This window comes from Pantanalinema rosaneae CENA516, from assembly GCF_050753385.1.
GTDB classification, from domain to species: Bacteria; Cyanobacteriota; Cyanobacteriia; order Leptolyngbyales; family Leptolyngbyaceae; genus Pantanalinema; species Pantanalinema rosaneae.
The window spans coordinates 25,837-51,131 of record NZ_JBLZFZ010000048.1 but is presented as its reverse complement, the minus strand read 5'-3'; the positions used below and the strand labels follow the sequence as shown (position 1 = coordinate 51,131).

Annotated in this window: 23 protein-coding genes; 7 read left to right on the top strand and 16 right to left on the bottom strand. The window is 51.7% G+C overall.

Translation table 11 applies throughout. The features are described 5' to 3' along the window. Positions 1-89 precede the first annotated feature (89 nt). The gene (locus tag ACN4EK_RS23345) at positions 90-422 is read right to left on the bottom strand and encodes an arsenosugar biosynthesis-associated peroxidase-like protein (protein WP_431660715.1); all 333 of its coding nucleotides are present in this window, start codon (positions 420-422) and stop codon (positions 90-92) included. A 122-nt stretch (positions 423-544) separates the two neighbouring features. Between ACN4EK_RS23345 and ACN4EK_RS23340 the strand changes: the two genes are divergently transcribed. Further along, the gene (locus tag ACN4EK_RS23340) at positions 545-1,882 is read left to right on the top strand and encodes a glutamate-5-semialdehyde dehydrogenase (RefSeq protein ID WP_431660714.1); all 1,338 of its coding nucleotides are present in this window, start codon (positions 545-547) and stop codon (positions 1,880-1,882) included. 325 nt (positions 1,883-2,207) lie between these two features. After that, positions 2,208-4,316 (top strand): PAS domain-containing sensor histidine kinase, encoded by a 2,109-nt coding sequence (locus tag ACN4EK_RS23335; protein WP_431660713.1) that lies wholly within the window; start codon positions 2,208-2,210, stop codon positions 4,314-4,316. A 9-nt stretch (positions 4,317-4,325) separates the two neighbouring features. Here ACN4EK_RS23335 and ACN4EK_RS23330 read toward each other — a convergent pair whose 3' ends face one another. Continuing rightward, positions 4,326-5,132, bottom strand: coding sequence for a Uma2 family endonuclease (locus ACN4EK_RS23330; protein WP_431660712.1), 807 nt, complete (start codon positions 5,130-5,132; stop codon positions 4,326-4,328). Positions 5,133-5,170: 38 nt separating this feature from the next. Continuing rightward, positions 5,171-6,457, bottom strand: a complete 1,287-nt coding sequence (locus ACN4EK_RS23325; protein ID WP_431660711.1) for a metallophosphoesterase family protein — start codon at positions 6,455-6,457, stop codon at positions 5,171-5,173. Positions 6,458-6,528: 71 nt separating this feature from the next. Between ACN4EK_RS23325 and ACN4EK_RS23320 the strand changes: the two genes are divergently transcribed. Then, the gene (locus tag ACN4EK_RS23320) at positions 6,529-6,828 is read left to right on the top strand and encodes a small RNA NsiR4-regulated ssr1528 family protein (protein ID WP_431660710.1); all 300 of its coding nucleotides are present in this window, start codon (positions 6,529-6,531) and stop codon (positions 6,826-6,828) included. Here ACN4EK_RS23320 and ACN4EK_RS23315 read toward each other — a convergent pair whose 3' ends face one another. The 3 genes from ACN4EK_RS23315 to ACN4EK_RS23305 all read right to left on the bottom strand — a co-directional run bounded on the left by ACN4EK_RS23315 (position 6,829) and on the right by ACN4EK_RS23305 (position 10,543). Further along, positions 6,829-8,436: a DICT sensory domain-containing protein gene (locus tag ACN4EK_RS23315; RefSeq protein WP_431660709.1), complete on the bottom strand. Its 1,608-nt coding sequence runs from the start codon at positions 8,434-8,436 to the stop codon at positions 6,829-6,831. A gap of 168 nt (positions 8,437-8,604) precedes the next feature. Beyond that, entirely contained in the window at positions 8,605-10,107 is a 1,503-nt protein-coding gene (locus ACN4EK_RS23310) for a UDP-N-acetylmuramoyl-L-alanyl-D-glutamate--2,6-diaminopimelate ligase (protein ID WP_431660707.1), read from the bottom strand. A gap of 25 nt (positions 10,108-10,132) precedes the next feature. Beyond that, a complete protein-coding gene (locus ACN4EK_RS23305) occupies positions 10,133-10,543 on the bottom strand; it encodes a glutaredoxin family protein (RefSeq protein WP_431660706.1) in 411 nt (136 codons plus the stop codon). Here ACN4EK_RS23305 and cysH point away from each other — a divergent pair. Together cysH and sbcD are read left to right on the top strand one after the other, a co-directional pair. Beyond that, on the top strand, positions 10,542-11,273 hold the full coding sequence (gene cysH, locus ACN4EK_RS23300; protein ID WP_431660705.1) for a phosphoadenosine phosphosulfate reductase: 732 nt from the start codon (positions 10,542-10,544) through the stop codon (positions 11,271-11,273). The genes ACN4EK_RS23305 and cysH overlap by 2 nt on opposite strands. Before the next feature lie 10 nt (positions 11,274-11,283). Beyond that, on the top strand, positions 11,284-12,585 hold the full coding sequence (gene sbcD / locus ACN4EK_RS23295; protein ID WP_431660704.1) for an exonuclease subunit SbcD: 1,302 nt from the start codon (positions 11,284-11,286) through the stop codon (positions 12,583-12,585). A 4-nt stretch (positions 12,586-12,589) separates the two neighbouring features. Here the strand turns inward: sbcD and ACN4EK_RS23290 are convergent, their stop codons facing one another. The 8 genes from ACN4EK_RS23290 to ACN4EK_RS23255 form a co-directional block, all read right to left on the bottom strand. Beyond that, positions 12,590-12,793 (bottom strand): hypothetical protein, encoded by a 204-nt coding sequence (locus ACN4EK_RS23290; RefSeq protein WP_431660703.1) that lies wholly within the window; start codon positions 12,791-12,793, stop codon positions 12,590-12,592. A gap of 184 nt (positions 12,794-12,977) precedes the next feature. Further along, positions 12,978-13,112 carry a DUF5615 family PIN-like protein gene (locus tag ACN4EK_RS23285; protein WP_431660702.1) on the bottom strand — a complete coding sequence of 45 codons (135 nt, stop codon included), beginning with the start codon at positions 13,110-13,112 and terminating at the stop codon, positions 12,978-12,980. Positions 13,113-13,203: 91 nt separating this feature from the next. Beyond that, entirely contained in the window at positions 13,204-13,425 is a 222-nt protein-coding gene (locus ACN4EK_RS23280; RefSeq protein ID WP_431660701.1) for a DUF433 domain-containing protein, read from the bottom strand. 131 nt (positions 13,426-13,556) lie between these two features. Beyond that, positions 13,557-14,306 (bottom strand): phosphoadenylyl-sulfate reductase, encoded by a 750-nt coding sequence (locus ACN4EK_RS23275; protein ID WP_431660700.1) that lies wholly within the window; start codon positions 14,304-14,306, stop codon positions 13,557-13,559. Positions 14,307-14,432: 126 nt separating this feature from the next. Next, positions 14,433-15,155, bottom strand: a complete 723-nt coding sequence (locus tag ACN4EK_RS23270; RefSeq protein WP_431660699.1) for an ABC transporter ATP-binding protein — start codon at positions 15,153-15,155, stop codon at positions 14,433-14,435. A gap of 29 nt (positions 15,156-15,184) precedes the next feature. Next, positions 15,185-16,402: an ABC transporter permease gene (locus ACN4EK_RS23265; protein ID WP_431660698.1), complete on the bottom strand. Its 1,218-nt coding sequence runs from the start codon at positions 16,400-16,402 to the stop codon at positions 15,185-15,187. Between the two features lie 49 nt (positions 16,403-16,451). Continuing rightward, on the bottom strand, positions 16,452-17,807 hold the full coding sequence (locus tag ACN4EK_RS23260; protein WP_431660697.1) for an efflux RND transporter periplasmic adaptor subunit: 1,356 nt from the start codon (positions 17,805-17,807) through the stop codon (positions 16,452-16,454). 107 nt (positions 17,808-17,914) lie between these two features. After that, positions 17,915-18,433: a GbsR/MarR family transcriptional regulator gene (locus tag ACN4EK_RS23255; protein ID WP_431660696.1), complete on the bottom strand. Its 519-nt coding sequence runs from the start codon at positions 18,431-18,433 to the stop codon at positions 17,915-17,917. Positions 18,434-18,939: 506 nt separating this feature from the next. On the opposite strand from ACN4EK_RS23255, the gene ACN4EK_RS23250 reads away from it, so the two are divergent. Beyond that, positions 18,940-20,133 (top strand): hypothetical protein, encoded by a 1,194-nt coding sequence (locus ACN4EK_RS23250; protein WP_431660695.1) that lies wholly within the window; start codon positions 18,940-18,942, stop codon positions 20,131-20,133. Between the two features lie 81 nt (positions 20,134-20,214). On the opposite strand, the gene ACN4EK_RS23245 is transcribed toward ACN4EK_RS23250, so the two are convergent. Both ACN4EK_RS23245 and ACN4EK_RS23240 read right to left on the bottom strand, forming a co-directional pair. Next, positions 20,215-21,399, bottom strand: a complete 1,185-nt coding sequence (locus tag ACN4EK_RS23245; protein ID WP_431660694.1) for a homocysteine biosynthesis protein — start codon at positions 21,397-21,399, stop codon at positions 20,215-20,217. A 2-nt stretch (positions 21,400-21,401) separates the two neighbouring features. Continuing rightward, positions 21,402-22,703, bottom strand: a complete 1,302-nt coding sequence (locus ACN4EK_RS23240; RefSeq protein ID WP_431660693.1) for an FAD-dependent hydroxylase — start codon at positions 22,701-22,703, stop codon at positions 21,402-21,404. A gap of 92 nt (positions 22,704-22,795) precedes the next feature. On the opposite strand from ACN4EK_RS23240, the gene pheT reads away from it, so the two are divergent. Further along, a complete protein-coding gene (pheT, locus tag ACN4EK_RS23235) occupies positions 22,796-25,243 on the top strand; it encodes a phenylalanine--tRNA ligase subunit beta (protein WP_431660692.1) in 2,448 nt (815 codons plus the stop codon). The last annotated feature ends 52 nt before the right edge of the window (positions 25,244-25,295 follow it).

Genomic DNA, 25,295 nt, shown 5'->3' with positions numbered 1-25,295 from the left:
AGATGTGTATAAGAGACAGGGGAGATGGGGCAGGTAGGGGATTGGGTCTGATCTGGACATTGCTGCTCCGGTTGGCTCCCCACGATTGCTTACATGGTGACTTGCTTGACGTGATCGAGCATTTGTAATCCGTGAATCAGGGAGGAACCACCCCGAATCGCGGTCGCCACATGAACGGCTTCGGTCATTTGTTCCAGGTCGGAGCCTTGTTGTAAACATTCCTTGCTATAGGCATCAATGCAGTAAGGACATTGCACAGTATGGGCAACCGCTAAGGCAATCAGAGCCTTTTCCCGGCTGGATAAAGCTCCTTCGGCAAATACAGCGCCATAATAAGCAAAGAATTTCTCAGCAAGTTCGGCATTCCCTTCCGCAATCTGCCCAAAATGCGGTAAGTGTTCAGGTTTGTAATAGGGTTCCATTGGAAAAAGCTCAACAGATGACTTTGTTATCTTCTATTCTTTATCGTTTCTCTTGCATCCTGGGTTCAATGCCTCCACTACACTAGGATTAGTGTCGCTATGATTTACGGCTATCACCTCCCATGACTGTTTCACCCATTGCGGCGACCGATCGCGCGGCTCATGTATCGCTAGTGGACATTGCCCAGCAAACTCGCATCCAGGCTCGGCATCTAGCCAGTCTACCGACTACGGCTAGAAATCAGGCGCTAGAAGCGATCGCTCAAGCGTTAGAAGCGGCGGCTCCAGAAATTTTGGCAGCCAATGCGGCAGATTGTCAGGCAGCGCAGGCAGATGGAATTTCGAGTGCGCTCTATGCTCGCCTGAAACTAGATGACAGCAAGCTAAAAGGGGCGATCGCGGGGGTGCGGGACGTAGCAAAATTAGCTGATCCAGTTGGTACGGTACAGATCGATCGGGAGCTAGATCAAGGCTTAGAGCTGAAGCGAATTACCTGTCCGCTGGGAGTATTAGGGGTAATCTTTGAAGCGCGACCGGATGCGGTGGTACAAATTTCCAGTCTGGCGATCAAGTCTGGCAATGGTGTGATCCTTAAGGGCGGCAAGGAAGCCATCCGTTCCTGTGAGGCATTGGTGCAAGCGATTCGGCAGGGCTTGGCGCAGGCAGGCATTGCTCCAGCCGTCGTGCAGCTATTAACCACCCGTGAGGAAACCCTGGAACTCTTGAAACTGGATCAATATGTGGATTTAATTATTCCGCGTGGGTCTAATGCCTTCGTCCGATTTGTGCAGGACAACACCCGGATTCCGGTCTTAGGTCATGCCGATGGCATTTGTCATCTGTATATTGACCGGGCTGCCCAGATGGAAACCGCCGTGACGATCGCCGTGGATGCCAAAACGCAGTATGCGGCGGCGTGTAATGCGATCGAAACCCTACTCGTGCATCAGGCGATCGCAGCAGACATCCTTCCTGCCATTGCTACGGCACTCCAGGCTGAGGGGGTAGAACTGCGGGGAGATGCCGCCACCCAAGCCATGCTCAATTCCCAGCAAATCAGCATTAATGAGGCAACCGAAGCGGACTGGTCAACGGAGTATAGCGATCTGGTTTTGGCGATCAAAATCGTTGATTCCCTAGAAGCGGCGATCGCCCATATCAATACCTACGGTTCTCGTCATACGGAAGCGATCGTCACGGAAGATCCCCAAACGGCGGCGATCTTTTTCGCTCAAGTGGATGCGGCGGGTGTATACCAGAATTGCTCTACCCGGTTCGCAGATGGCTTCCGGTATGGATTTGGGGCTGAAGTTGGCATTAGTACCCAAAAGATGTCACCCCGTGGGCCTGTGGGACTAGAAGGCTTAGTCACCTATAAATACCAACTCATTGGCAACGGTCATATTGCGGCAACCTATGCGGGTGACCATGCCAAACCCTTTACGCATCGCGATCGTTAAGCCATAAGCATGATCTTACAGCCGTTCTCAAATGAATGCACCACACTTGTCAATTCGGTCAGCCCCCTTTTCTAGTATGCCCGTAGGGCTTAAAGCCCTCAATTCTGGGGGACTTTGGCTTCTGTCCCCCCCAGAATTGGGGGGCTAGGGGGGCGAAAATTGCTGTAAACAAATGATTTTTGGAGTGGGGTAGATTGTCAGCCCCCACTGAACACCTCATTTCTCAATGTCATTTCTAAACGTCATTTAAGACCACTATCCCAGGCAGAACTAATTGTGGGAACTCTGGATGATATTAGTCACTCAATTTTCGGTCTGAGGCAACATGAGTTCCGAATCTATCGATGCTTCTCTACCGCCTGCGGCTTCTCCTCCACCTTGTCCCAGCGCCATTACAGCAGCATCCCAGCAACAGCAAGAACGCTTACGGTTACTAGAGTCAGTTGTCGTACATGCGAATGATTCGGTGATCATTACGGAAGCAGAGCCGATCAATAGCCCGGGCCCGCGGATTCTCTATGTCAACGATGCGTTTACCCGGGTGACCGGCTACCGAGCCGAAGAAGTGTTAGGCAAAACACCTCGGATGCTACATGGGCCCAAAACCGATCGCACGACACTCGCCAAAATTCGTTTTGCCCTGCAAAACTGGCAACCGATTCTTGTAGAACTGATTAACTACCGCAAAGACCGATCGGAGTTTTGGGTCGAACTCAGTATTGTGCCTGTAGCCGATAGCACTGGGTGGTATACTCACTGGGTAGCGATTCAACGAGATATTACTGAACGTAAACGAGCGGAAGCAGAATCCCATCGCCAATATCTGCGTCGTCAGGTGTTTGCCGATATTACGCTGAAAATTCGCCAATCGTTACAGCTAGAAGATATTCTGCAAACCACGGTTGACGAGATTCGGCAACTACTGAATGCCGATCGCGTGTTAATCCATAGCCTCCAACCCGACCATACTACCTGGATTATCACCGAATCCTTACAACCCGGCATTCCCAGTTTACTTGGGCAAAGCTTACCTCTGGAACTGTTTCCCTCGGAACAGCGATTGTTCTTCAACCAGGGACAAGTGCGGGTTGTTCCCGATCTGGCGACGGATGAAGCCCCCTCGCAGTTAAAAGAATTTTTGCAACAATTTCAAGTCAAGGCGCGGTTAGTTGTACCCATTCTGCAACGCGATCGGCTGTGGGGCTTACTGGCTGTACATCAATGTAGTCAGACGCATCAGTGGCTCCAAGCAGACATTGAATTATTACAGCAATTAGCTGACCAGGTGAGCATTGCCCTATCCCAAAGTCAGCTTTTAGCGGCTGCCCGCGAGAGTGAGCGACGGTTTCGGGTGATGGCTAATAGCGCTCCGGTGTTGCTGTGGATGGCAGATATTGACAGAGAATTAATTTTCTTTAACCAATCCTGGCTGAACTTCACGGGCAGAACCCTAGAGCAGGAAATGGGGCAAGGCTGGGCAGAGGGCGTTCATGCCGATGATTACCAATATTTCATTGACACTTATTTATCAGCATTCCAGGTAAGACATAGTTTTCAGATCGAATATCGATTACGGCGGGCGGATGGTAAGTATCGCTGGGTTCTCAACACTGGAACGCCTCGCTTTCATCCCGATGGCAGTTTTGCGGGCTACATTGGTTCTTGCGTAGATATCAGCGATCGCAAACAGGCAGAACTGAAGTTAATCCGGGCTTTTGAGCAGGAAAAGGAATTAAATGAGTTAAAGTCGCGGTTCATTTCCATGACTTCCCATGAATTTCGGACTCCCTTAAGCACAATCCTGGCATCTTCAGAATTACTGGAATATTACAGCCACTTGTGGTCAGACGCAGAAAAACAAGAGCATCTTAAAACCATCCAAACCGCTGTGCAGCACATGATCAAAATGCTAGATGAGGTGTTGATGCTGGGCAGCGCCGAGGCAGGGAAATTATCCTATCGTCCGACCTGGTTTGATCTGGAAGCCTTCTGTCACAGCCTAGTGACCCAGATGCAGTTCAGCACAACCAATCATCTGGTGAATCTGGCGTTCTACTGCCCAACCACCAAAGTGTATATGGATGAAAAGTTGTTACGGCATGTGCTGAATAATTTGCTCTCAAATGCAATCAAATACTCCCCTGTAGGAGGAGTAATTTTGATGGATGTGACCTGTGACGAGCAACAGATGATCTTTAGTGTTAAGGATCAAGGAATTGGCATTCCTCCGACCGATCAATGTCGCTTATTTGAAACCTTTCATCGGGCGGCGAATGTCGGGACGATTCCAGGTACGGGGCTGGGGTTAGCGATCGTTAAACAGTGCGTGGACGTGATGGGCGGACGGATCACTGTGGCTAGCGAGGTTAACGTAGGCACAGAGTTCCGGGTTACCTTACCCCTGATCAGCGGCAACTCATTCCACGGGATCTAAACACCCTGATCATAGAAGCCAGTGCTGGATCTGCTCTGGTGACACTTGGGTGAGTTGGGCAATTTGGGCGATCGGCATACCAGTTTGGTAGAGATTCCGTACAGTCTGCTGAAGTTGGGATTCCGCTTGCTCCGCTCGTTGGCGTTCTTGTTCAGCTCGTTGGCATTCCTGTTCGGCTCGTTGATGCTCTTGTAGCGCGATTTCTTCAGCCGTTAGTAGCAGTTCACCATTAAGAGTTGCCCACCGTAACCATGTGGTTTCAATTCCTTTATAAGCGCCCTGCCAGCGTACTAAGGCTAATTCCAGCGAGTGGGATACGAGTTGATTATGATCATTAACCGCGATCGGTTGGTAATTGCCCTGTTGCAGCGAGAATCCTGCCCAGTCATCGGGATTAAAGGGGTCAAACCAGAAATATTCTGGCACCCGCATCTGATTTTGGTAAACTTGTTTTTTCTCCTGCTTGTCTGCCTCAGCCGTACTTTCAGACAGCAGTTCAATCACGACATCCGGCGCTTTTCCTTCTTCCCAGACCACCCAACTGAGGCGTTCGCCCTTGGGGACATCCAGAACCACAAACACATCCGATCCCCGGAAATCCTGAGTTTTGACTTGCGCCAAACTGAAGTAGACAAACATATTGCCACCCACATAGCCCTGGGATCGCTCTGCCAGCCAGGAGGACAGTCCATCAATCAGCAGTTCCATTTGGGTTTTGTGGCGTTGGGTTTCTATGGGAAGACCATCATCACAGGGGAGATCTGCCTGGGTAGGCGGCAGTGCCACGCTAAATTGGGACGAAGATATGGGTGGCATGATCCAAGAAGGGCTAGGTGAACAGGAATTAGTTACCTCTATTGTGCTGGCTGAGTCAGTGACTCTGGCTCCTGGGTCAATAGAGTTTGCACAAATTCATACAGTTCCACCTCCGATCGTCCCTGGAGTTGCATGTCCTTCAAATCAATCAAACTGTGAGCCAAGCGATCGGCGTGTTTTTTGTAGGTATTATGAGCCGCGAGTAAATCCGTAAACACTTCCTGTTCAATCTGATGTTGGCTCGCCTCTTCGGCTAACGGCGAAGCAAACTCGACTGACCCCGCTTCAAACTTGAGCAAAAAAATCAAGGCATGGCTGAGATCCTTAAGCTGGTACTGAAGTTTGCGGACATCTAACTCGGAACGATCGAAGCCGACCTGACCTTCAATCCGCAGTTCCACCATGGGCGATGATTCGGGATCAAGTTTGCCCGATCGCATTGCCTGTTCTACTAGCTGCCGACAGCTTTGCTCCACGTCTTCCACACTTTCCTGACCTCGTGCCGTCAATCGCAATTGCACGAGCGATCGTTGGTAATAATCCCGCTTCAACTCGGCATGAATCCCCGCCTGATTCAACTCCACCAGGTACACCCCCCGCTCATAGCGGCTTTCTTCCATGCTGTTCGCTTCCACGGAACCAGGATTAAAGATCCAGCCTTCCACCGTGTAGTTTTTGTGGATATGTCCCAGCGCCAGATAATCAATGCCAGCATCCTTCAAAGGCAGCAGATCACTATAGCGTAAGGCTCCCTGATAACGGGCAATTTGACCTTCCAGACCATGATGAAACAACATGACGGAATGACCAGGCGCAGGAGGCAATTGTTGAATGGCAGCCGCAAGCTGACCGATCGCTCTGGGAGCCGATGATCCATACCAGTACGATCCCACAACCCGCACACCACAGTCTAAATCAATGTAACCGCCTCGTTTTTCCTCCGCATTCCAGGGAGTATATAACGCCTCTCCAGTAGCCGGATCACCAGGTTCTAACAAAATCAGCAAATCCCAACTTGCCAGGTAACTAAGCCAACTGGTTTTAGTGCCATAAGGACGGTTATCATGGTTGCCCTCGATCGCAATCACCGGAATGCCTGCCCGCTTTAAATCTTCCAAACAAAGTTGTGCCTGGTTCAAGACATTGGGCTGAATGGTGCGGTGTTCAAATAAGTCACCAACGATGATGACAAAATCGACTTGCTCCGCGATCGCATACCGCTCGATCGCATCGTGAAACGCCCGATAAAAATCTTTGGTGCGTTCTTTGCTGTCGTAGCGATCGAAGCCCAAGTGAATATCCGCTAAATGAAGAAACCGAGGCACAGTGATGTCTCCTACTTGGAATGGTTGCCTTCCTGATACAATGCCCTGTTGTTACCCGTTTGGTACTTGTAATGTCTGCTGAACCCAATTCTTCCAGTTCTTTAGGGGCTGATGCCGTTGATGACGCGATCGCCCGTGGGATTGATTTCGATGGTACACCGATACCACCCGCCAAACTAGATCTCTACACTCAAGTTATGGGGCTAGAAGCCGGACGGCAACGGAGTGGGGTGTCTAACACGATGCGTTCCCGAATTGTCCGAATTGGAGCCAAACATATTCCCCAGGCAGAATTGGATCAAATGCTGATAGCGGCAGATTTCGCCCCTTTAAAAGAGAAAGAAATCGCCTTCTACTATGGCGGTAAATAACTAAGGTAAAGTCATCGATTCGGATGGGGTTTTGTGAATTGGCAATAGCACATTAAACACAGACCCCTCCCCGATCCGGCTTTTGACGGAAATCGAGCCGCCGCAATGCAGCAAGAGTTGTTGCACGATCGTCAGACCCAATCCTGCCCCGCTACTGTCATCACCGGACTGGCGAACGCGATAGAAGCGATCGAAGATCTTGGGAATCTCGCTGGGAGAAATGCCAATCCCCGTATCCCGAAACTCAAGCTGGATATAGTCGCCCTGCTGCTTGGCGCGAACCCATACCTGCCCACCTCGGGGCGTGAATTTAATACTGTTGTGCAGTAGATTAATCACGATTTGCCGCAGCCAGTTATTCACACAGGAAACGGTTGGCAAATCCTCTGGCACTGTATAAGCCAGCATCACCCCTTTCTCTTCAGCCAGGGGTTGATAGGTACTGACCACCCCCGGCACCACATCGGCAATTTTCAAAGGTGGCAACGTGGTTTGATCCACCACCTGTTCGAGTTGGACTAAGTTCAGCAAACTGGTGATTAACGAACTTTGGCGATCGCATTCCTTAGCAATCAAATCCATATAACGCTGACGCTGGTTCGGCTTCAGGTTCGGCGAGTTCAGCAAACTCAATGCCGTTTTAATGGTAGTCAGGGGAGTGCGTAACTCCTGCCCCACATTGTTGAGAAACTCATCCTTTAAGCGTAGGGAATCCAGCAATTCTTCGTTTTGAATCCGCAGGGTTTCTGCCAGTTCGGCCTGTTTACGGTAGACGGTTCCCCGTTGCCAATTTTCTTCCTGATGCTGGAGTTGTTTACCAAACAGCCGCCCCAACCAGTCCAAATCAGCAGTGGTCGTCACCGGCATTTCGGTCAAAAGTTGTTGCCACTGCTCCACCAATCTGCTGCCATCCAAAGACTCAGCATTAGCAGGGGAAATCATTTCCTCTAAGGCTTGGGAAGCGGCGATCGCCTGCTCTAAGCCGCCTAGCATCTGGTTAACTAACCGTTGTTCAAAGGAACACACTGTTAATAACAGTTGCTTCCGCTCCGGTGCATCGTCCGCACTGGACACATGTCCTAGTTGTCCAGCCATTGCCACACTGTCGAGCAGGGCGATGGGAATTGTTTTGCTGGCCTGCATCGATCGCGGACGATGGGCTAGTAACACCCCCCGAAATTGTGCCGCCCAAATAATTAGAAAGTATTCTCGCCGCACCTGACTTTCGGGAGACAGTGGCACCGTCACGATCGTGGACTGGGTATGACCAAACATCATTGGTTTGTGCAGCCCCTCGTCACCACTCGCCGTCAGAGGTAAATTGACCGCCGCCGCCTCTTCTCCCTCCTCCCGTTGCGACTTGAACAGATAAATCGCTTTAGGCACACCCACTAAGGCAGCATAGCGATCTAACTCCAATTGCCAAACATCGCCTCGGGGCAGCTTTGCCCAAACGATCGCAGGCATTTCTTGCTCAATCAGCAATTGCAAGATCGAGTCAATAACAGACTTCAGCGTGGCAGGACTAACCTGAAGTACGGGGGGAGGAGGTTCCGTCGCTAAGGCTAGCTCATACAGTGAGACATCGGAGACTGACGGTGAATTCATGAACAGTGCAATGGGAAGGGCAACAAAAAGTGTCACCTGATGGCATGGCTACCAGACCAGGCGGGTTTTCCGGAGTTGGGGGTCAGTATGATTCAGTAGAATGCAATCCTCTATGCATCGTCATTTTACCAACTCTTTTTGATCTGGCAGTCGTTGATTCCACAGGTGTTAAGCCGACAATCGATCGCTTAAGGCGGCTCGTGCCTGTTCCCGGTCATCAAAGTGAATTTTTTCCGTTCCTAAAATTTGATAATCTTCATGACCTTTACCCGCAATTAATACCCCATCTCCCGGTTGTGCCTGCAAAATCGCAGTCCGAATCGCCACCGCCCGATCGCCGATCACGGTGGGATTTACCTCAACAGGGATGCCTGCCAAAATATCCTGCAAAATCCGCTCGGGGTCTTCCGTCCGAGGGTTATCTGAAGTCACAACAGCGACATCTGCCAGATCGGCGGCAATTCGACCCATTTGCGGACGCTTGGTACGATCGCGATCGCCGCCACAGCCAAACACACAAATCATTCGACCGGGAATAAACGGACGCACGGCTTTGAGTAAATTCTCCAAACTATCCGGAGTATGGGCATAATCCACAATCACGCTAATGTCTTGATGCGGACTGATCTGCACCTGCTCCATCCGCCCCGGTACACCACCGAATTGAGGTAAGGCAGCGGCGATCATTGGCAAATCTAATCCCAGATGCAGTGCTGCCCCCACGGCGGCTAACAGGTTAGCTAAATTAAACTGTCCAACCAGTGGTGAGTTGAAGGCAATTTCCCCGACTGGTGTATGTAATGTGCCGCTAACGCTAGTTGCTCCATAGGTTAAATCACTGGTCCACAGATCCGCCGTAGAGTCGGAGGTGCTGTAACTCCAAACTCGGGAGCGATCGAGCTGCGAGATTAACCGTTGTCCATAAGGATCATCCTGGTTAATAATGGCCCGTCCGGTCAGATAGTTGTCAGTAAACAACAGCGCCTTTGCCGAAAAGTAATCTTCCATATCTTGATGGAAGTCCAGATGATCTTGAGTCAGGTTGGTGAATACAGCCACCTCAAACCCACAGCCCAAGACCCGCCCCTGGGCTAACGCATGGGAACTCACTTCCATCACGCCATACTCACACCCTGCCGCTACCGCTTCGGCTAACTGTCGCTGCAAGTCCACCGCGAACGGTGTCGTATGGCTGGCGGTTTGCTGGAAGCCCTGCCACCGGGTGTAAAGCGTTCCCATTAGTGCCGTGGGCTTCTGGGTTTGATGCAGCAGAAATTCTATTAAGTGAGTCGTAGTAGTTTTACCATTCGTCCCTGTCACTCCCACCAATTTCAGCTTTTGGGTAGGATACCCATAAAATGCCGTTGCCAGTCGCGCACAGGCTGCCGACATATCCGTTGCCGAAATAATACAAGGATCATGGGCTTCGGGTTTACTCAGTGCCTTCGCTGCCGCTTGGGGAGACACCACTGCCGCGATCGCTCCTGCCGCGATCGCCCCCGACCAGAAATCTCCCCCATCTACACGGGTTCCCGGCATCCCAATAAATAAATCACCAGGTTCGCAAGCCAGGGAATTAGTGGATAGTCCCTTAACTTCTGTCTCTAAGGCTGGATGCTCCGTAGGGATATGAGCATCGGCAAGCACCGCTAACAACTCACGCAATTTCATGTCAGCAACTCCTCACAAATTGCTTCTATTGTGTAGGATGATTCTGCCAATATTTCTGTAACATCTGCTCCAACTGCTTCACGTTAGCACGCGGAGACGGGCGCGGAATTGGGTAGACAGTAGTTTCCCCACCGGAGGGTGCCGTTGCTTCCAGTAGCAACACCGGAATCTCAAATTGATAGGCTTGAAACCAATCGTCACGGCTGGTAATATCCCGCACTTCCAGGGTAAAATCCAGTCCTTGAATCTGCTCCAATTTTTCCTGCAACCCCTCACATAAATGGCATCCCGGCTTACTGTAAAGAATTAGTCGATGCGTCATCGTCCCAGCCCCCTCATCTCCCCTATCCTCCTCAACCCCCTCAGCTTTACCTTCCCTGAGCGTACCGTATTTGGGTATCGTAGAAAGGACGATCGGCAGCCGACAGCGCAACATGACTCAATCGACCAAACCTCTGATCCAACCTGTCAAACTTGACCTGAAGAAGCTAAACCAGAGGTTTGAGAAGGCGAATCCCAACGCCATTCTTGCCTGGTGTCTTGAGAACTTTCCAACGGGGTTAGTCCAGACCAGTGCCTTTAACGTCGATGACATGTTGATCACGGATTTGCTTTACCGAGAATTAAGACCTGCCGCCCCAGTTCCCGTCTTATTTCTCGATACCCTGCACCACTTTCCTGAAACGCTAGAACTGGTAGCGAGAGCGCAAGGATTGTACAACCTGAATTTACAAATTTACCGGATTCAGACTGTGAATTCCCGGGAAGCCTTCGCTAAAAAATATGGCAAAGCCTTATGGGAAAAGGATCTCAATAAGTTTCATCAGATCACCAAAGTAGAACCACTAGAGCGAGGATTGACAGAACTCAACACGATCGCCTGGATCACTGGCGATCGGCGTGATCAGTCAGATGCCCATGCCAATCTGCCCATTTTTGAGTTAGATTCGCAGCAGCGCCTGAAGGTGAATCCTCTCGCTACCTGGACTCGCAAGGAAACCTGGGCGTATGTATTTGAGCATGATGTCATTTACAATCCGCTACACGACCAGGGCTATGCCACGATCGATGACGAACCCATTACCACCGCGATCGCAGACGGGGAAGCCCCCAACGCTGGAGGCTGGCGAGACACCGACAAGCTAGAGTGCGGCATTCATTTCTGAGCAGGTTCCTATGATCAAAATCCTCCATCTGTCCGATATCCACATGGGAAGTGGGTTCTCGCATGGGCAAATTAACCCCGAAACCGGACTGAACACTCGCCTGGAGGATTTTGTCCAAACCTTAGCTTGCTGTATCGATCGCGCCATTGCGGAACCCGTTGATCTGGTGTTATTTGGCGGTGATGCCTTTCCCGATGCCACCCCCCCGCCCTATGTGCAGGAAGCCTTCGCCAGTCAATTTCGGCGGCTGGCAGATGCAGACATTCCAACCGTGTTATTGGTCGGCAATCATGACCAGCATACCCAGGGACAGGGCGGCGCCAGTTTATGCATTTACCGCACGTTAGGAGTTCCAGGGTTTGTCGTCGGCGACCGGCTGGAAACCCACCGGATTCAGACCCTAAATGGTCTTGTCCAGGTCATGACCCTCCCCTGGCTGACGCGATCGACCTTGCTGACCCGACCCGAAGCTGAAGGGCTGTCAATGGGAGAGGTGAATCAGGTGTTGGGCGATCGCTTGCGGGTGGCAATGGAAGGTGAAATTCGCCAACTCGATCCCAATTTACCAACGGTCTTGCTGGCACACTTGATGGTAGATACCGCCAGTTATGGTTCAGAGCGGTTTTTATCCGTTGGTAAGGGCTTTACTGTCCCGCTTCCCCTCCTTACCCGTCCCTGTTTCGATTATGTAGCGTTAGGGCATGTGCATCGCCATCAGGTGTTATCTGAACAGCCACCGGTAGTGTATCCCGGCAGTATTGAGCGGGTCGATTTCAGTGAGGAAAAGGAAGATAAAGGGTTTGTATTAGTCCACCTGAAGCGAGGTCAAACCCGATTTGAATTTTGTCCGGTCGCCGTCCGCTGTTTCCGGACGATCGAAGTCGATCTCTCTGCTGCCGAGAACCCAGAAGCCACGTTATTTGCTGCCCTTCAGCCAGAACTGATTCAGGATGCGGTCGTGCGGTTGATTTACTATTTGCGATCGGATCAACTCGATACCATTGATCAGCCCGCCTTACATCAAATGCTGAGTCCGGCTCACAGTTACACGATTCGCCCCGAGTTGGTGAGTCAGTTTAATCGATCGCGGGTACCCGAATTAGGCGCAGGCGGTAGCCTCGATCCCTTAGTCGCCCTGAAAACCTACCTGACCAATCGCGACGATTTACGCGAAATCGCCACTGAAATGATCGATGCGGCACAAGGATTATTGTCCGCCGAAGCCGCTACCTGGCTGAATCTCGCTGATGATTCCACACCAGATAGCGATCGAGCTTTAGCCCCTCAAGATACTCAACTGCGCTTGCTGTAGCAGGTTATAGCGGCAAATATTGCACCCGATTAGCAAATTCCTCCAAATTGCCCAGTTGAGCAATGATTTCTAGATCGCGAATACATTCACCAATTACTAACCGCTGATGATGAATGTAAATGATTCCGGCAAAATCAAGTTCCTGTTGCTGTCGTCGCTGAGCTTCAATTAGAAAATCTTCGTCCTGCGTGAAGACTAAACGCCCCAATTCTGTAGCGCGATCGAGTAAGTAGCCAGGTGAAATTAATTGGGAGATGCCAGCCTTTTGCCCTCACCCCCAGCCCCTCTCCCAAAACTGGGCGAGGGGAGCCAATCTTAGCCCCCTTCTCCCAAATTTGGGAGAAGGGGGTTGGGGGATGAGGGCAGTTTTAGCATCGTCAGTTTAATTACGCCTACCTACTTACCGCTAGATCAGGCATTCCAGCTAACCCGTCTTCCTGCACCGTCAAGACATCAATTGCTTTTAATCGCAAACCATTGGTAATCGATCGCGGCACATGCTCATCCATATACAAGGTCACGGTCATTGCTTCAGCAGCCCTTGTGCCCGTAATCTTGCCATAAATGGAGATTCTCCAGCCGCTTGCCGCAAGCTTTCGGCATACTGATAACGCTGTTCTATCTCGGCACCATCTCCGACTTGTGATCCCAGTAGTACGCTAGGGCAGAATGAATTTGACTCATACTCAGGTGAGGATACTGAAAATGCAATTCTTCAGGACTCCAGCCATGGGCAAATTGGGCAGTGATCAATTCCACCACCTTCATCGTGGTTCCAGTAATGATTGGGGTTCCTTGCTCGTTGAGTTGGATATACTTGTGTTCAGTCGTAGAAGACATAGCAACCCCCTTAATCACTGCTTGGCTTTGACCACCCTAGCATGATCGCAAAAGCAAACTTGAGCATTGAATTTCTGCTTGGGGCACACCTAATGTACCCCTGAAGCAAATTTTGAAGTGATTAAATTGCCCTAACTACCCTGAGTTTGGTTGATGGCGTGTAAGCCGCATTCTTTCTTGCCAGCGTCTTCCCACCACCAGCGACCTTCCCGCTCATGCTGGTTCGGTAATACAGCACGGGTACAAGGTTCGCAGCCAATGCTAACAAAGCCCTTTTCATGTAAGGGGTTGTAGGGCACTTCGTAAGCCCGAATGTAGAACCAGACTTCGGCAGAAGTCCAATTTGCCAGAGGATTGAATTTAATCAGTTGGCGATCGCCGGAGGAAAACGCCCCATCTACTTGCACAGTTGGCACAGTGGCACGAGTTGAGGGATTCTGATCCTTCCGTTGTCCGGTAATCCAGGCATCCAAAGTAGACAACTTGCGGCGTAGGGGAGCCACCTTGCGAATATCGCAGCACTCTTTGTGACCGTCTTCGTAGAAGCTGAAGAGTCCTTTTTCCCGCACTAATGCTTCGATTTGAGCCGCATCCGGGTACATGATATCGATCGTGATGCCGTAGTGCTTTCTCACACGATCGATAAACTGATAGGTTTCCGAGTGCAGCCGTCCGGTATCCAGACTAAAGACTTTGACATTGGGATTAATCCGGTGTGCCATGTCAATTAGCACAACATCTTCAGCCCCACTGAAGGAAATGGCAATATTGTCAAATAAGCCAAGCGCCCGTTCCAGAATTTTTTGCGGGGTTTGATTGGTCAGTTCGGTATCTAAACTGGGAATATCCAGTCCGATCGTTGGTTCGGTGGTCTGCGTCATGGTGAGTGTTCTCTTGCAAAAGATCGTCTGATTGCATCGCCCATTCTACCAAGTCCCATCCGTCTCCAGAGGTACGGACTTCCCTAGCTTCAAGGCGACTTCATGAACAGTGAGGTGATTGCAAACCTAAGCGGCAGCCATCAGATGAGACAGTTCATCGGGGGTGAGTTGCGGGTTCATCACGGTGCCGTCTTTGAACCAAATAATTCGGCGGGTTTGACGGGCTACATCCGGTTCGTGAGTCACCATGACCACCGTCATGCCACTGGCATTCAGATCGGTAAAAATCTCTAGAATTTCGATCGTCGTGCGAGAATCCAAGGCTCCCGTTGGTTCATCGGCCAGTAACACCACCGGACGGCTAACAATGGCGCGGGCAATAGCAACCCGTTGTTGTTGACCCCCGGAAAGCTGATTCGGACGATTGTTTAAGCGATGGGCTAACCCAACTTTGGTTAACGCTTCCGCCGCCCGCTCTTTGCGTTCCCGTTCGGGCACATTGGCATAGACCAACGGCAACATGACATTTTCGAGCGCGGTTAACTGGGGTAACAGGTGAAACTGCTGAAACACAAAGCCCAGTTTACGATTGCGGACGTGGGCGAGCGCCGTATCATCTAAGGTTGAGACATCCATGCCATCCAGGTAATAGCGTCCGGATGTTGGCTTATCCAGGCAACCAATGATGTTCATCATCGTCGATTTGCCGGAACCCGAAGCACCCATAATTGAGCAATATTCCCCCTGCTCAATCACGAGATCCACACCAGCCAACGCGCGGACTTCCGTTTCGCCAGTGCCATAGATTTTATAGATATCTTCCAGACGGACAATCACAGAGGTAGGCATAGGAGGTGTGAACAAGAGGTGAGCATGAATTAAGCACTGCGGAGAGCGACGATCGGATCAAGTTTCGCCGCTTGACGGGCAGGGACAACGCCAAAGAAGAGTCCAATGCCACCCGAGACACCAACGGCAACCGCGATCGCTCCTGTCGAAACCCCAGCTTGTAAGGGGGTAAACGCCCCGATCAGCAGAATTCCTCCAACACCGATCGCCGTTCCCATTAAGCCACCTGCCGCCGACAGAATCACCGCTTCAATCATGAACTGGATCAAAATGTCCTGCTGGGAAGCACCGATCGCCTTCCGCAGACCGATTTCCTGCGTCCGCTCAGTCACCGACACCAGCATGATATTCATAATGCCAATGCCACCGACTAACAGCGAGATTGCCGCGATCGCTGCCAGCATTGCCGTTAAGCCGCCCGTGATTGTGCCGACAATATTCAGAATGTCTTTCTGAGTTTGCACCGTAAAGTCATCTCGATCGGTGATCTTGTGGCGCAGTCGTAACAGGTTGGTAATCTGAAATTCAGCCGCACGAATACTGGCTTCGTTCTTGGCTGAAATCGAGATAAAGGTCAAATCCAGTCCATAGGGGGAAGTTTGTCCCGCTAAACGGTTTGCCTGGGTCGTAATCGGAATATAAACCGCATCATCCTGGTTGTTGCCCAGAAATGCGCCCTTCGATCGCAGTACGCCAATCACCTGAAAACTCAAGCCCCGGATGCGGATCTGTTCCCCGATCGGATCGCGGTTGCCAAAAAACCGGGTTGCCACATCCGATCCCAGTGCCACCACCTGAGTATTGCGCTCCACATCCTGATTGGAGATAAACCGCCCCCGCGCCATATCAAAGTTGCGGACAGAGAGGAATTCTGGCGTTGTCCCCACCACCAGGGAATTGGTATTCAGGTTGCGATACACCACAGGGAGTTGACTCTGCCGTTGTGCCGCCACTTCATTAATCGAGGGCACTTGAGCCGCGATCGCCTTCGCATCCTCCAAGACTAGCGTTCGTGGTAGATCAAAGGTACGGTTGCGGGCTTCCCGACTCCCTGGCGTAACAAACAACACATTCGGGCCCAGAGACTCAAACTGTTCGGATGCCAGCTTTTGCGCCCCCTGACCAATCCCAATCATGGCAATCACCGAGGCATTGCCAATAATGATGCCTAACATGGTCAATGTACTGCGGAGCTTATTAGCCGTCAGGGTTTTGACCGCCATTTTGCTGCTTTCAACTAAGTCCATATTTGCCCCTACGCAACCAACCTCAATTGGCTTCTCAATTGGCTTCTCACTACTGCTGTTGATTCATCCCTTTGGTAATGTCGTCCAGCCTTTGACCTTCCGGCAACTCGACAAACACCGCATCTCCGATCTGCACACCCTCTAACACCTGGGTTTCGTTACCAATGCTGGAGCCGATCGTCACAGGCTGGAACCTCGGTTTATTGTTACTACCAGGAACCAACACTCCGGTCTGTCCTCTATTGGTGACGATCGCCACACTAGGAACCATTAAGGCATCTTGCAAGCGATTCCCCAGGAACGCCACATCCGTCGTCATCCCCGATCGCAATTGATCCTTCCCGGAGGTGATCCGAATTCGCACTTCAAAGGTAATCACCCCTCGTTGCGTGGCATCTTCCTTCGCTTCCGGCGAAATCAAGCGCACAGATCCTTTAAAGGTTTGGTTAGGAAACGCATCGGTTTTGATTTCCACCGCCTGACCGGGCTTAATTTGACCAATGTCCACCTCTGGGACTTTCGCCAAAATTTCCAGGTCATTCGCCAGGGTGACGATCGACGTGGCGGCTGAGGTACTGGAGGCAAAGCTAGTCGGAGTTACATAATCCCCCACCACCGCATTCTTTTGGGTAATGATGCCCGCAAACGGAGCTTGGATCTCGGTATCCGCCAGTTGGGTGTCAATCCGTTGCAGATTAGCTCTCGCACTATTCACCTGGGCGATCGCCTGCTGAATCTCCTGAGTACGCGGTCCATTTTCCTGTTGATTCAACTGTTGCAGAGCATTATTCAACCGGGCTTTCGCCTGCTCTAGATTAGCTCGGGCACTCTGTTGTTCATTCAATACTTCATCTAAGCGATCGCGGGTAATCGCCCCTTCTGCCTGCAAACTTTGGTTCCGCGCCACTCGGGTACTGGCTAGATTTAACCGCACCTCCGCCGCGTTCACCTCTGCCCTCGCCTGATCTACCGTTGCCTGCGCTTGATTGATCACCTCCGGTCGCGTCCCCGCCTGTACCAGAGAAAGATTCGCCTGGGCACTTGCAACTTCCGCCGCCGCTTGACGACGTTGGGCTTCCAGTTCGCTGCTATCCATCCGGGCAATCAACTGTCCCTGACTCACGCGATCGCCCTGTTCCACATACAGAGCCGCCAACCGTCCCGCCTGCTTCGGATTCAGGTTAAGTTTCTGTACCGGAATCACATCTCCACTCGCCGTAATCCGGACGACTACATCTTTGGCTTGCACAGGCACAGTCAGATTACTCACCTGCGGTGGCGGTGAAAGTGCCGGACGCACAGCCAGATAGGTTGCCGCCGATGCACCTACCAGTCCAGCCGCAACGAAACCGACCATCCAGGGGGAGGTCTTTTTGGTGACTTGATTAATCAGCGGGAGTTGCATAATCGGGGAAAGTCAAGAATAAGAGAGAGTAGCGAAGGGCTGAAATTTGCTGGAAACTTCAGATAACAGTCGATTCACTTGTCGAACATCAGATAGCCGGACACACCCTACTGTGGTTTGAGCCGTTGTTGCTCCCAGCGATCGAGCATTAAGGGCAGTTCTCGTTCACAAAAGGCGTGCATATCCCGCATTTCCTCCAGGCGGCAGCGCAAATTCGGATCTTCTTCTTGAAGTAACTCCAAGCCGCGTTCCGCTAATTGCCGAAACGCAGTAATCTGTGCCATCCGTTGTTTGGTTAACTCAGACCAGGCATTTAACTTAATCCGAAAGTAGTCTCGACGTTGCCCAGGCAAACTGATCCGTTCAATTAACCCAATTTGCACGAGGAGCCGAGTCATAGTGCTGATCGAGCCTTTACTCGCCTGCAACACTGCCGCTAACTCACTGGGGGATTGATGCGGCGGATTTGAGATCAGCAACCAGCCAAACACCCGTCCTGCCATACGAGGCAAACCGACCATTTCAAACAGTAGACCCACCTCTTCAATAAAGTGTTTCTGTTCAAACTGCCGTTGCTCGTAACTGACACCGGTATTACTGGTACTAATTGGGTTGGCGACATCCATAGGTATAACTTAACATATCTTAATTTAATTAGTTTAGTGTTTATTGAACAGGCTAAACACTATGGTTGTCATAGACGACTAGCGGATGAGATGATAAATTCATCTTGTTCAGTAATTACTGAACATTCTAATCAAGGTGTAAACACTCTGTATTCCCCTAAGTGGGTGAATCGCCAAGGTCAGCCCCCCAGCAAAATTCCTGTTTTTCAGGATGACTGCCATTATTCCTACCAAATTGATTGTTGGGTTTTCGGTATGATGAGGGGTGGTAAGCTTGCTGTCTGGTGGCTGCAAATGCTAAGAAGGAGGTCTCTATCATGCACTGGATAGCTTCAGATCTCCTGATGCTGTCAGCCCCAACTCTGGATTAGCTCGAAGTTTCGGTGCTGCATCCACAGTCTTACTTGATAAAAATTGCACAAAGTTTGCGGATTCGTTCGCAGATTAGTTGCATTCAGTAGAATAAGCTGACTGATGCATGTGCAACCTGCCTGTAATAAGAGCCTATGAGTCCTTCGCCCGATCGCTCCTCCAAGTCCCCCAAATCTCCGTCACCTGAACCCACGGCTACCACACCTCCAGAAAGTTCACCCACGGAGTTGACCCCACCTGCTGCTCCGCATGTAGATTCTACAGAGGCTGACCCTGTAGATGCCGTGGCTGAACCAGCGGATGCGGCTCAAGCTGAAGCGAGTGCCCCGATTTTGCAGCGTCCACCGATGCGACCCGTCGCCCGCCCCCAGCCGCCAGCCCCACCCGTTAGCCCAGCCAAACCTGCTGCCCACAGTCCAACTTCCGCCAAGCCAGACGGTATCGCTTCACCCGCTAGCTCTGTTCCGGCTAGCGGCGCTCCAGCCCTCAATGATGCTGAACTGCAAGCCGCCCTGCGGCAGCAACCGATTCCGCCGCCCAGTGAGCCCAAGCAATATCGTGCGATCGGCTTAGTTCGTGGACGCTATACGCCATCTGAGGAAGAATTTACCTGTGGCACTGTGATGACTGCCGACAATACTGAACTGAAGGCTGTGCTACTGGGTCGAGTCATGAGTTTGGTGCGTAACCATTTAGATCTGGCTCAAGAACACCTGTGGGTGGTTTATCCGCGCACTCGGGAAGCTAGCCAGGAATTGCACGTCCAAATTATGGGGGTGTGGGAACCCGAAACTCTGAAGAAGGATGAGGCAGAGGAGACGGAGGCAAGCGAAACAGCACCAACTCCCAGCCCTGAACCCCTATTAGAAGATGGCTTTTTCTCCATTCGGGGTGAGGTCGTGTTCTTATCTCCGGAAGAAAACCATGTGGTGGTGAAAATTCAGCAGGCTCCCCGTAAGAGTTCGCAAAAAGCCAAAGCCTTTAAGCTGAATCTGCAAGGAAATTTACCGGGTACTCGTACCGTCGGCTACTTCTGGGATTTACAAGTTAAACGCCAGGATAATGCCCTTCTGATTGCCGATGGCACGTGTATTGGGCTAACTCCCCCTCGTAAGAAAACGCCCGGTGAAGAGTCAGACAGACGGGGCAGACCACCCAAAAAATTCTTTGGTGGGGGAGGTCGAGGTGGAGCCCCCGGACGGACTGGCGGCAGCCGCCCCCCCGTTGGATCGGGAGCCCCCGGTGGAGCAATCGGGAGCCCGATGCCGAAACGCCGCGATCCTGCGTCTAAGCCAGTTAAACGGACTGAACCGGGTAGCGAAGAATAACTTCACCCAGGCAACAGTCACTATTAATTCAGCAAGCATCAAGGCTCATGGGGTAGAAAAAATACCTTGTGAGCCTTGATGCTAATCGATCGCCAATTGAGAGCCACCCCAGACATTTTGCGGCAGAAAACTGCGATCGGCGGGAATGGGAGCCACGGCTTCCGTTAACTGGAATTCTCCCGCTGCGATCCACTGCTTCAGTTCTATAGCCACTTGCCGGGATAGATACAGGCTTGCCAGGGGAGCGACTCGCACAGGCTTCCCATCAATCACAATCCGGCGAGATTTCAGTTGGGCATAGCTGACTAAGCCAAAGGTGGGACGAACACGGCGGGGAATCGAGAAATCGACGATCGGCGCGACTAATTCATGATCCTGCACCGCACACCGCGCGACGACTTCCTCCTGCAAAACGGGTAACGGAATCCCCACCCCCAACATCAGGGAAGATCCATAACTGCGGAAGTGACAGCCCCGCACCCACCTGGGAGTCATTTGCTTGGCATCCCCAATTAATGCCAAAGTTGCCGCCGGACCGATCGGGGTATGGTTCGGCAACCGCTTTTGCAACGGAAAGTGTTGAGTGCCTTCCCAGGCGACATAGCCAATTCCACCCCCCAGAAAAATGCGGGTGCCAATCCCGACCAGTTGCAGATCGGGATCATTCAATAAAGGAGATAACGCCCCTGGATTGGAAAACACGGCATTGCCCAATCTCGGTTGCAAGGGCCCCAGGTAGGTAAATAAGGGTCGATCGCCACCATTCACGCCCACAATAAAATTCTGATAGACATTGCGAGGATTAAACAGATAAAACTGGTTGATCGTGTCGCGAGTAATCGTCGTTTCAAAAGAAGCCCGAGGATAGCAGTCGGTCACCTGCCCGATCGCCCGCAGATGCACCGGCTTACCAGCGATCAAATCCTCAATCACATCACCACCACCACGATCGCGGACTTCTTCCCCGTCTCCCGGTTCGCTGACCTGAGTTGCCCCTAAATACAGATCGACGGCTCCAAACCCGGAGTATGCCGGAACACCATCTAACCAACACTGGCGAATTTTGATCGGTGGATCGGTATGCCCCAGATTAATGATCGCCCCTGAGGATTCCATCGGCTCAAACGTTCCAGTGGTAATCACATCCACCTGTTTTGCAGCTTCCGTCACCCCAATTTCCGCCACCCGCGCCTTCAGTTCCTCCACGGTCCAGACGGTGACCGTTTGGCGGCTAATTTTGTCATTAATCTCAGCGATCGATCGCATAGTTATTGTTGAGCCAACTTTGGAGTGCGCCCGGTTAAGCCGACCATTAAGCGGAGAGCCAGTAACCGAATCGGGCGGATGGTGTTCAGCATGGCTAAGCCCAGACGACGTAGAACGACGATCGGCAGGAATGTGTTAGAAAACATTCGGTTCAATAGATCAGTAAAGCCAAGGATGATCCAGTTTTCTGATCGTCGCCAGCGATCGTATTGCCGCAATACCTTTAAACTACCGATGTCCTCACCCTCCTGGTGAGCTTGCTGTAATACCTCTGCTAGAGCCGCCGCATCTCGGAAACCCATATTTACCCCTTGTCCACCTACGGGATGACAACAATGAGCCGCATCGCCAATTAGCGCCAGTCGAGGTAAGGTATAGCGGCGACTTTGCATTAATTGGACGGGAAACACATAGCGATCGCCAACTAGCGATAGCTGACCCATTTGATCACCATACCGTTGTTGCAGCGCCGCTAGAAATTCAGCTTCTTCCAAGGCGACGATCGCTTCAGCTGCCGCTTTGGGAGCCGTCCAAACAATTCGGCAAATGTTATCGGGCAACGGCAGAATCGCAAAGGGGCCGTCGGGCTGAAACCGTTCGTAGGCAATATTTTGATGGGATTTTTCGGGCTTGATAAACGCCACGACACAGGATTGCCAGTATTGCCAGCCATCTGTGGTAATGCCAGCCTGTTGCCGAATCGGCGATCGCGCTCCATCTGCCGCCACTAATAACCGCGATTGAACTTGCCGTTGTTCACCAGCAATATTGAGGGCTAAGTCAACGCGATCGGGGTGATACTCAACTTGAGTGAGTTCGGCTGGACAGAGATAGGTGACATTCGGACACTGTTGGACAAACTCTCGGAGGGCATCCAGTAACACCCGATGTTCCGCCACATAACCCAACTCATCTGTGGCTAGATCCTTGACAAAGAACTGCACGACATTGGGATAGTTGGCATCCGAGAGCCGAATTTGCTCGATCGGGTTGACTAAAGGACGAATCCGATCCCAAACTCCCATACCTTGAAAAATCCGGCTTGCCAGCAGATTAATGTGGTAGGCCTGCCCTCGCGCCACGGCTGCCGAATCTGGTTTAGCTTCTATCACCAACACCCGTAAATCCGACGGCTTCAGGGCACAGGCTAAGGCTAATCCGACTAAGCCACCCCCGACGATCGCGAGATCGTAGTCCAGAGAACGTTGGGTATTCTCAGAGGCTTGCGGAACTGGAATCGTGGCGTGTTGCTCTACTCGCATCGACAGATTGAGAAATGTAACAAACAAGCTGGCTGTTTCCATTGTGACGCGAACTGCCAGTGCTATCAACCATGACGGACAGACGCAGCAAACCGTTACAATAGTCTGGCGTAAGTTAGGGCAAAAGGCGATCCATGCGTATTTCTTTAAACTGGTTGCGAGAACTGGTTGATATCACCATGCAGCCAGAAGCGTTGGCTGACATGCTAACGATGGCAGGGTTTGAAGTCGAGGAGATTGAAGATCGACGCACCTGGGCAGATGGGGTCGTGATCGGCAAGGTGCTGGACTGCCAACCTCACCCCAACGCCGATAAATTGCGAGTCTGTCAGGTCGATATTGGCGCAGAAAATCCGTCTCAAATTGTCTGTGGTGCCGCTAATGTCAAGGCTGGCTTGTATGTGCCCGTAGCCACACTAGGCACAGTCCTACCAAGAGTGCAGCCGAATGGCTTGAAAATTAAACCGGCTAAACTGCGGGGCGTAGCGTCTGAAGGGATGATCTGTTCCCTGGCAGAACTGGGACTAGCCAAAGAGTCGGCAGGGATTCATAGCTTTGAGGGCGCAGACCTGAAGCCAGGAACCGATGTGCGTTCTCTGTTGGGCTTAGATGATGTCATTCTAGATTTAACTTCGACCGCTAACCGAGCCGATGCCCTCAGTATGGTCGGGATTGCGCGGGAAGTGACAGCCCTGACGGGAGCGGCGTTAAAATTACCCCAACCTCCTGATCTCTCGACGAAATCAGACACCAACCTGTTATCCCTCAAGATCTCCGAGCCGCAAGCTTGCCCTGCCTATTTTGGCACCGTGATTGAGCAGGTGACGATCGCGCCCTCGCCCCTCTGGTTACAACAACGGTTACAGTCAGCAGGCATTCGTCCGATCAATAATGTCGTTGATGTCACCAACTATGTGTTGCTGGAATGGGGGCAACCGCTCCATGCCTTCGATCGCGATCGCCTCACTACCGTTAATCCCTCTGCTCAACCTTTACAGATTGGGGTGCGGTTTGCCGAAGCCGGAGAAAAGCTGAAAACTCTCGATGGGCAAGAACGGACGCTGAGTGAACAGGCTTTACTGATTACTGCGAACAACCAAGCCGTTGCCCTGGCAGGCATTATGGGCGGTGAGGATACTGAAGTCCATGAGGGTAGCCAGAATTTGATGCTAGAAGCGGCTTTGTTTGATGCTGCCGCCATTCGTCGCTCTGCCCGATCGCAGGGCCTCCGTACTGAAGCCTCTGCTCGATTTGAACGGGGCATTAACCAAGCCGAACTGGAACTAGCCTGTCGTCGTGCCGTCCAACTGATTACGGAGTTAGCTGGCGGTGTGGTTCAGGCACAGGCAGTTGCCGATAACCGTAGCACCCATTTGAGTACAACGCGATCGATCGAACTGCGCCTAGAACGGGTAAATCAGATTCTTGGTCCCGTCAATGTCGGTGAGGATGTGGGTGAACTGCAAGCCGCTGATGTCGAACGGACGCTGAAAGCATTGGGCTGTGAAGTCACACCCACTACAGAGGGCGGCTGGACGGTCACGGTGCCACCCTACCGTTACCGGGATTTGGAACGGGAGATTGACCTGATCGAAGAAATTGCGCGGCTGTATGGCTATAACAATTTCTGTGAAACCTTACCCGACAAAACCGAACCGGGCTACCTCTCGCCGGAACAAGCCCTGACTCGCAAACTGCGGGAAATCTTCCGAGCGGCAGGATTAACCGAAGTCCTCCACTATTCGTTGGTCAAACCAGGATTACCAAGACAGGTAGTGTTAAGTAATCCCTTATTCCCCGATTACTCCGCTCTCCGTACCGATTTACTAGCCGGACTAATTGATGCTTTTCAATACAATTTGGAACAGGGTAACGGTGGCTTAAACGGCTTTGAAATTGGTCGCGTATTCTGGTCGGAAGAAGACGGGCTGCGGGAAGCTGACGCGATCGCCGGTATTTTCGGTGGCGACCCAACTCAAGGTAAATGGACTCAGGCGGGACGCGAACAACCCATATCCTGGTTTGAAGCCAAAGGGCTACTAGAAAGCGTCTTCTGTCGATTAGGCTTAACCGTGGAATATCAACCCGATCGTCGCGATGAGCGGTTACATCCCGGTCGCACCGCCTCTTTGTGGTTAGGGGGCGATCGCCTGGGCACCTTTGGTCAACTCCATCCCCAACTGCGGCAAGAACGCGGCTTACCCGATCAGGTCTATGCCTTTGAGCTAGATCTGGATATTTTGCTGGTGAATTTAGATCAGGACGAGCGGCGCGTTCCCGTGTTTAAACCCTTCTCGACCTATCCCGCCTCCGATCGCGATATTGCATTCTTTGTCAGCACTGAGGTTTCCGTTACCGAAATTCAACGACTAATTACCAAAACGGGTAAACAACTGCTGGAATCCGTGGAATTGTTTGATGAATACCGGGGCGATAATGTCCCCACCGGACAACGGAGCCTTGCCTTCCGGTTAATTTATCGCGCCAGCGATCGCACCTTAACCGAAGCGGACATTGAACCGGTGCATCAAAAAGTCCGGGAAGCCCTGGTGGAAAAATTCCGGGTCGATCTGAGAAGTTAATCCTGTGGAGAACCGCGATCGTTCGACTGGGCGATCGCGGCTCTGACGATTC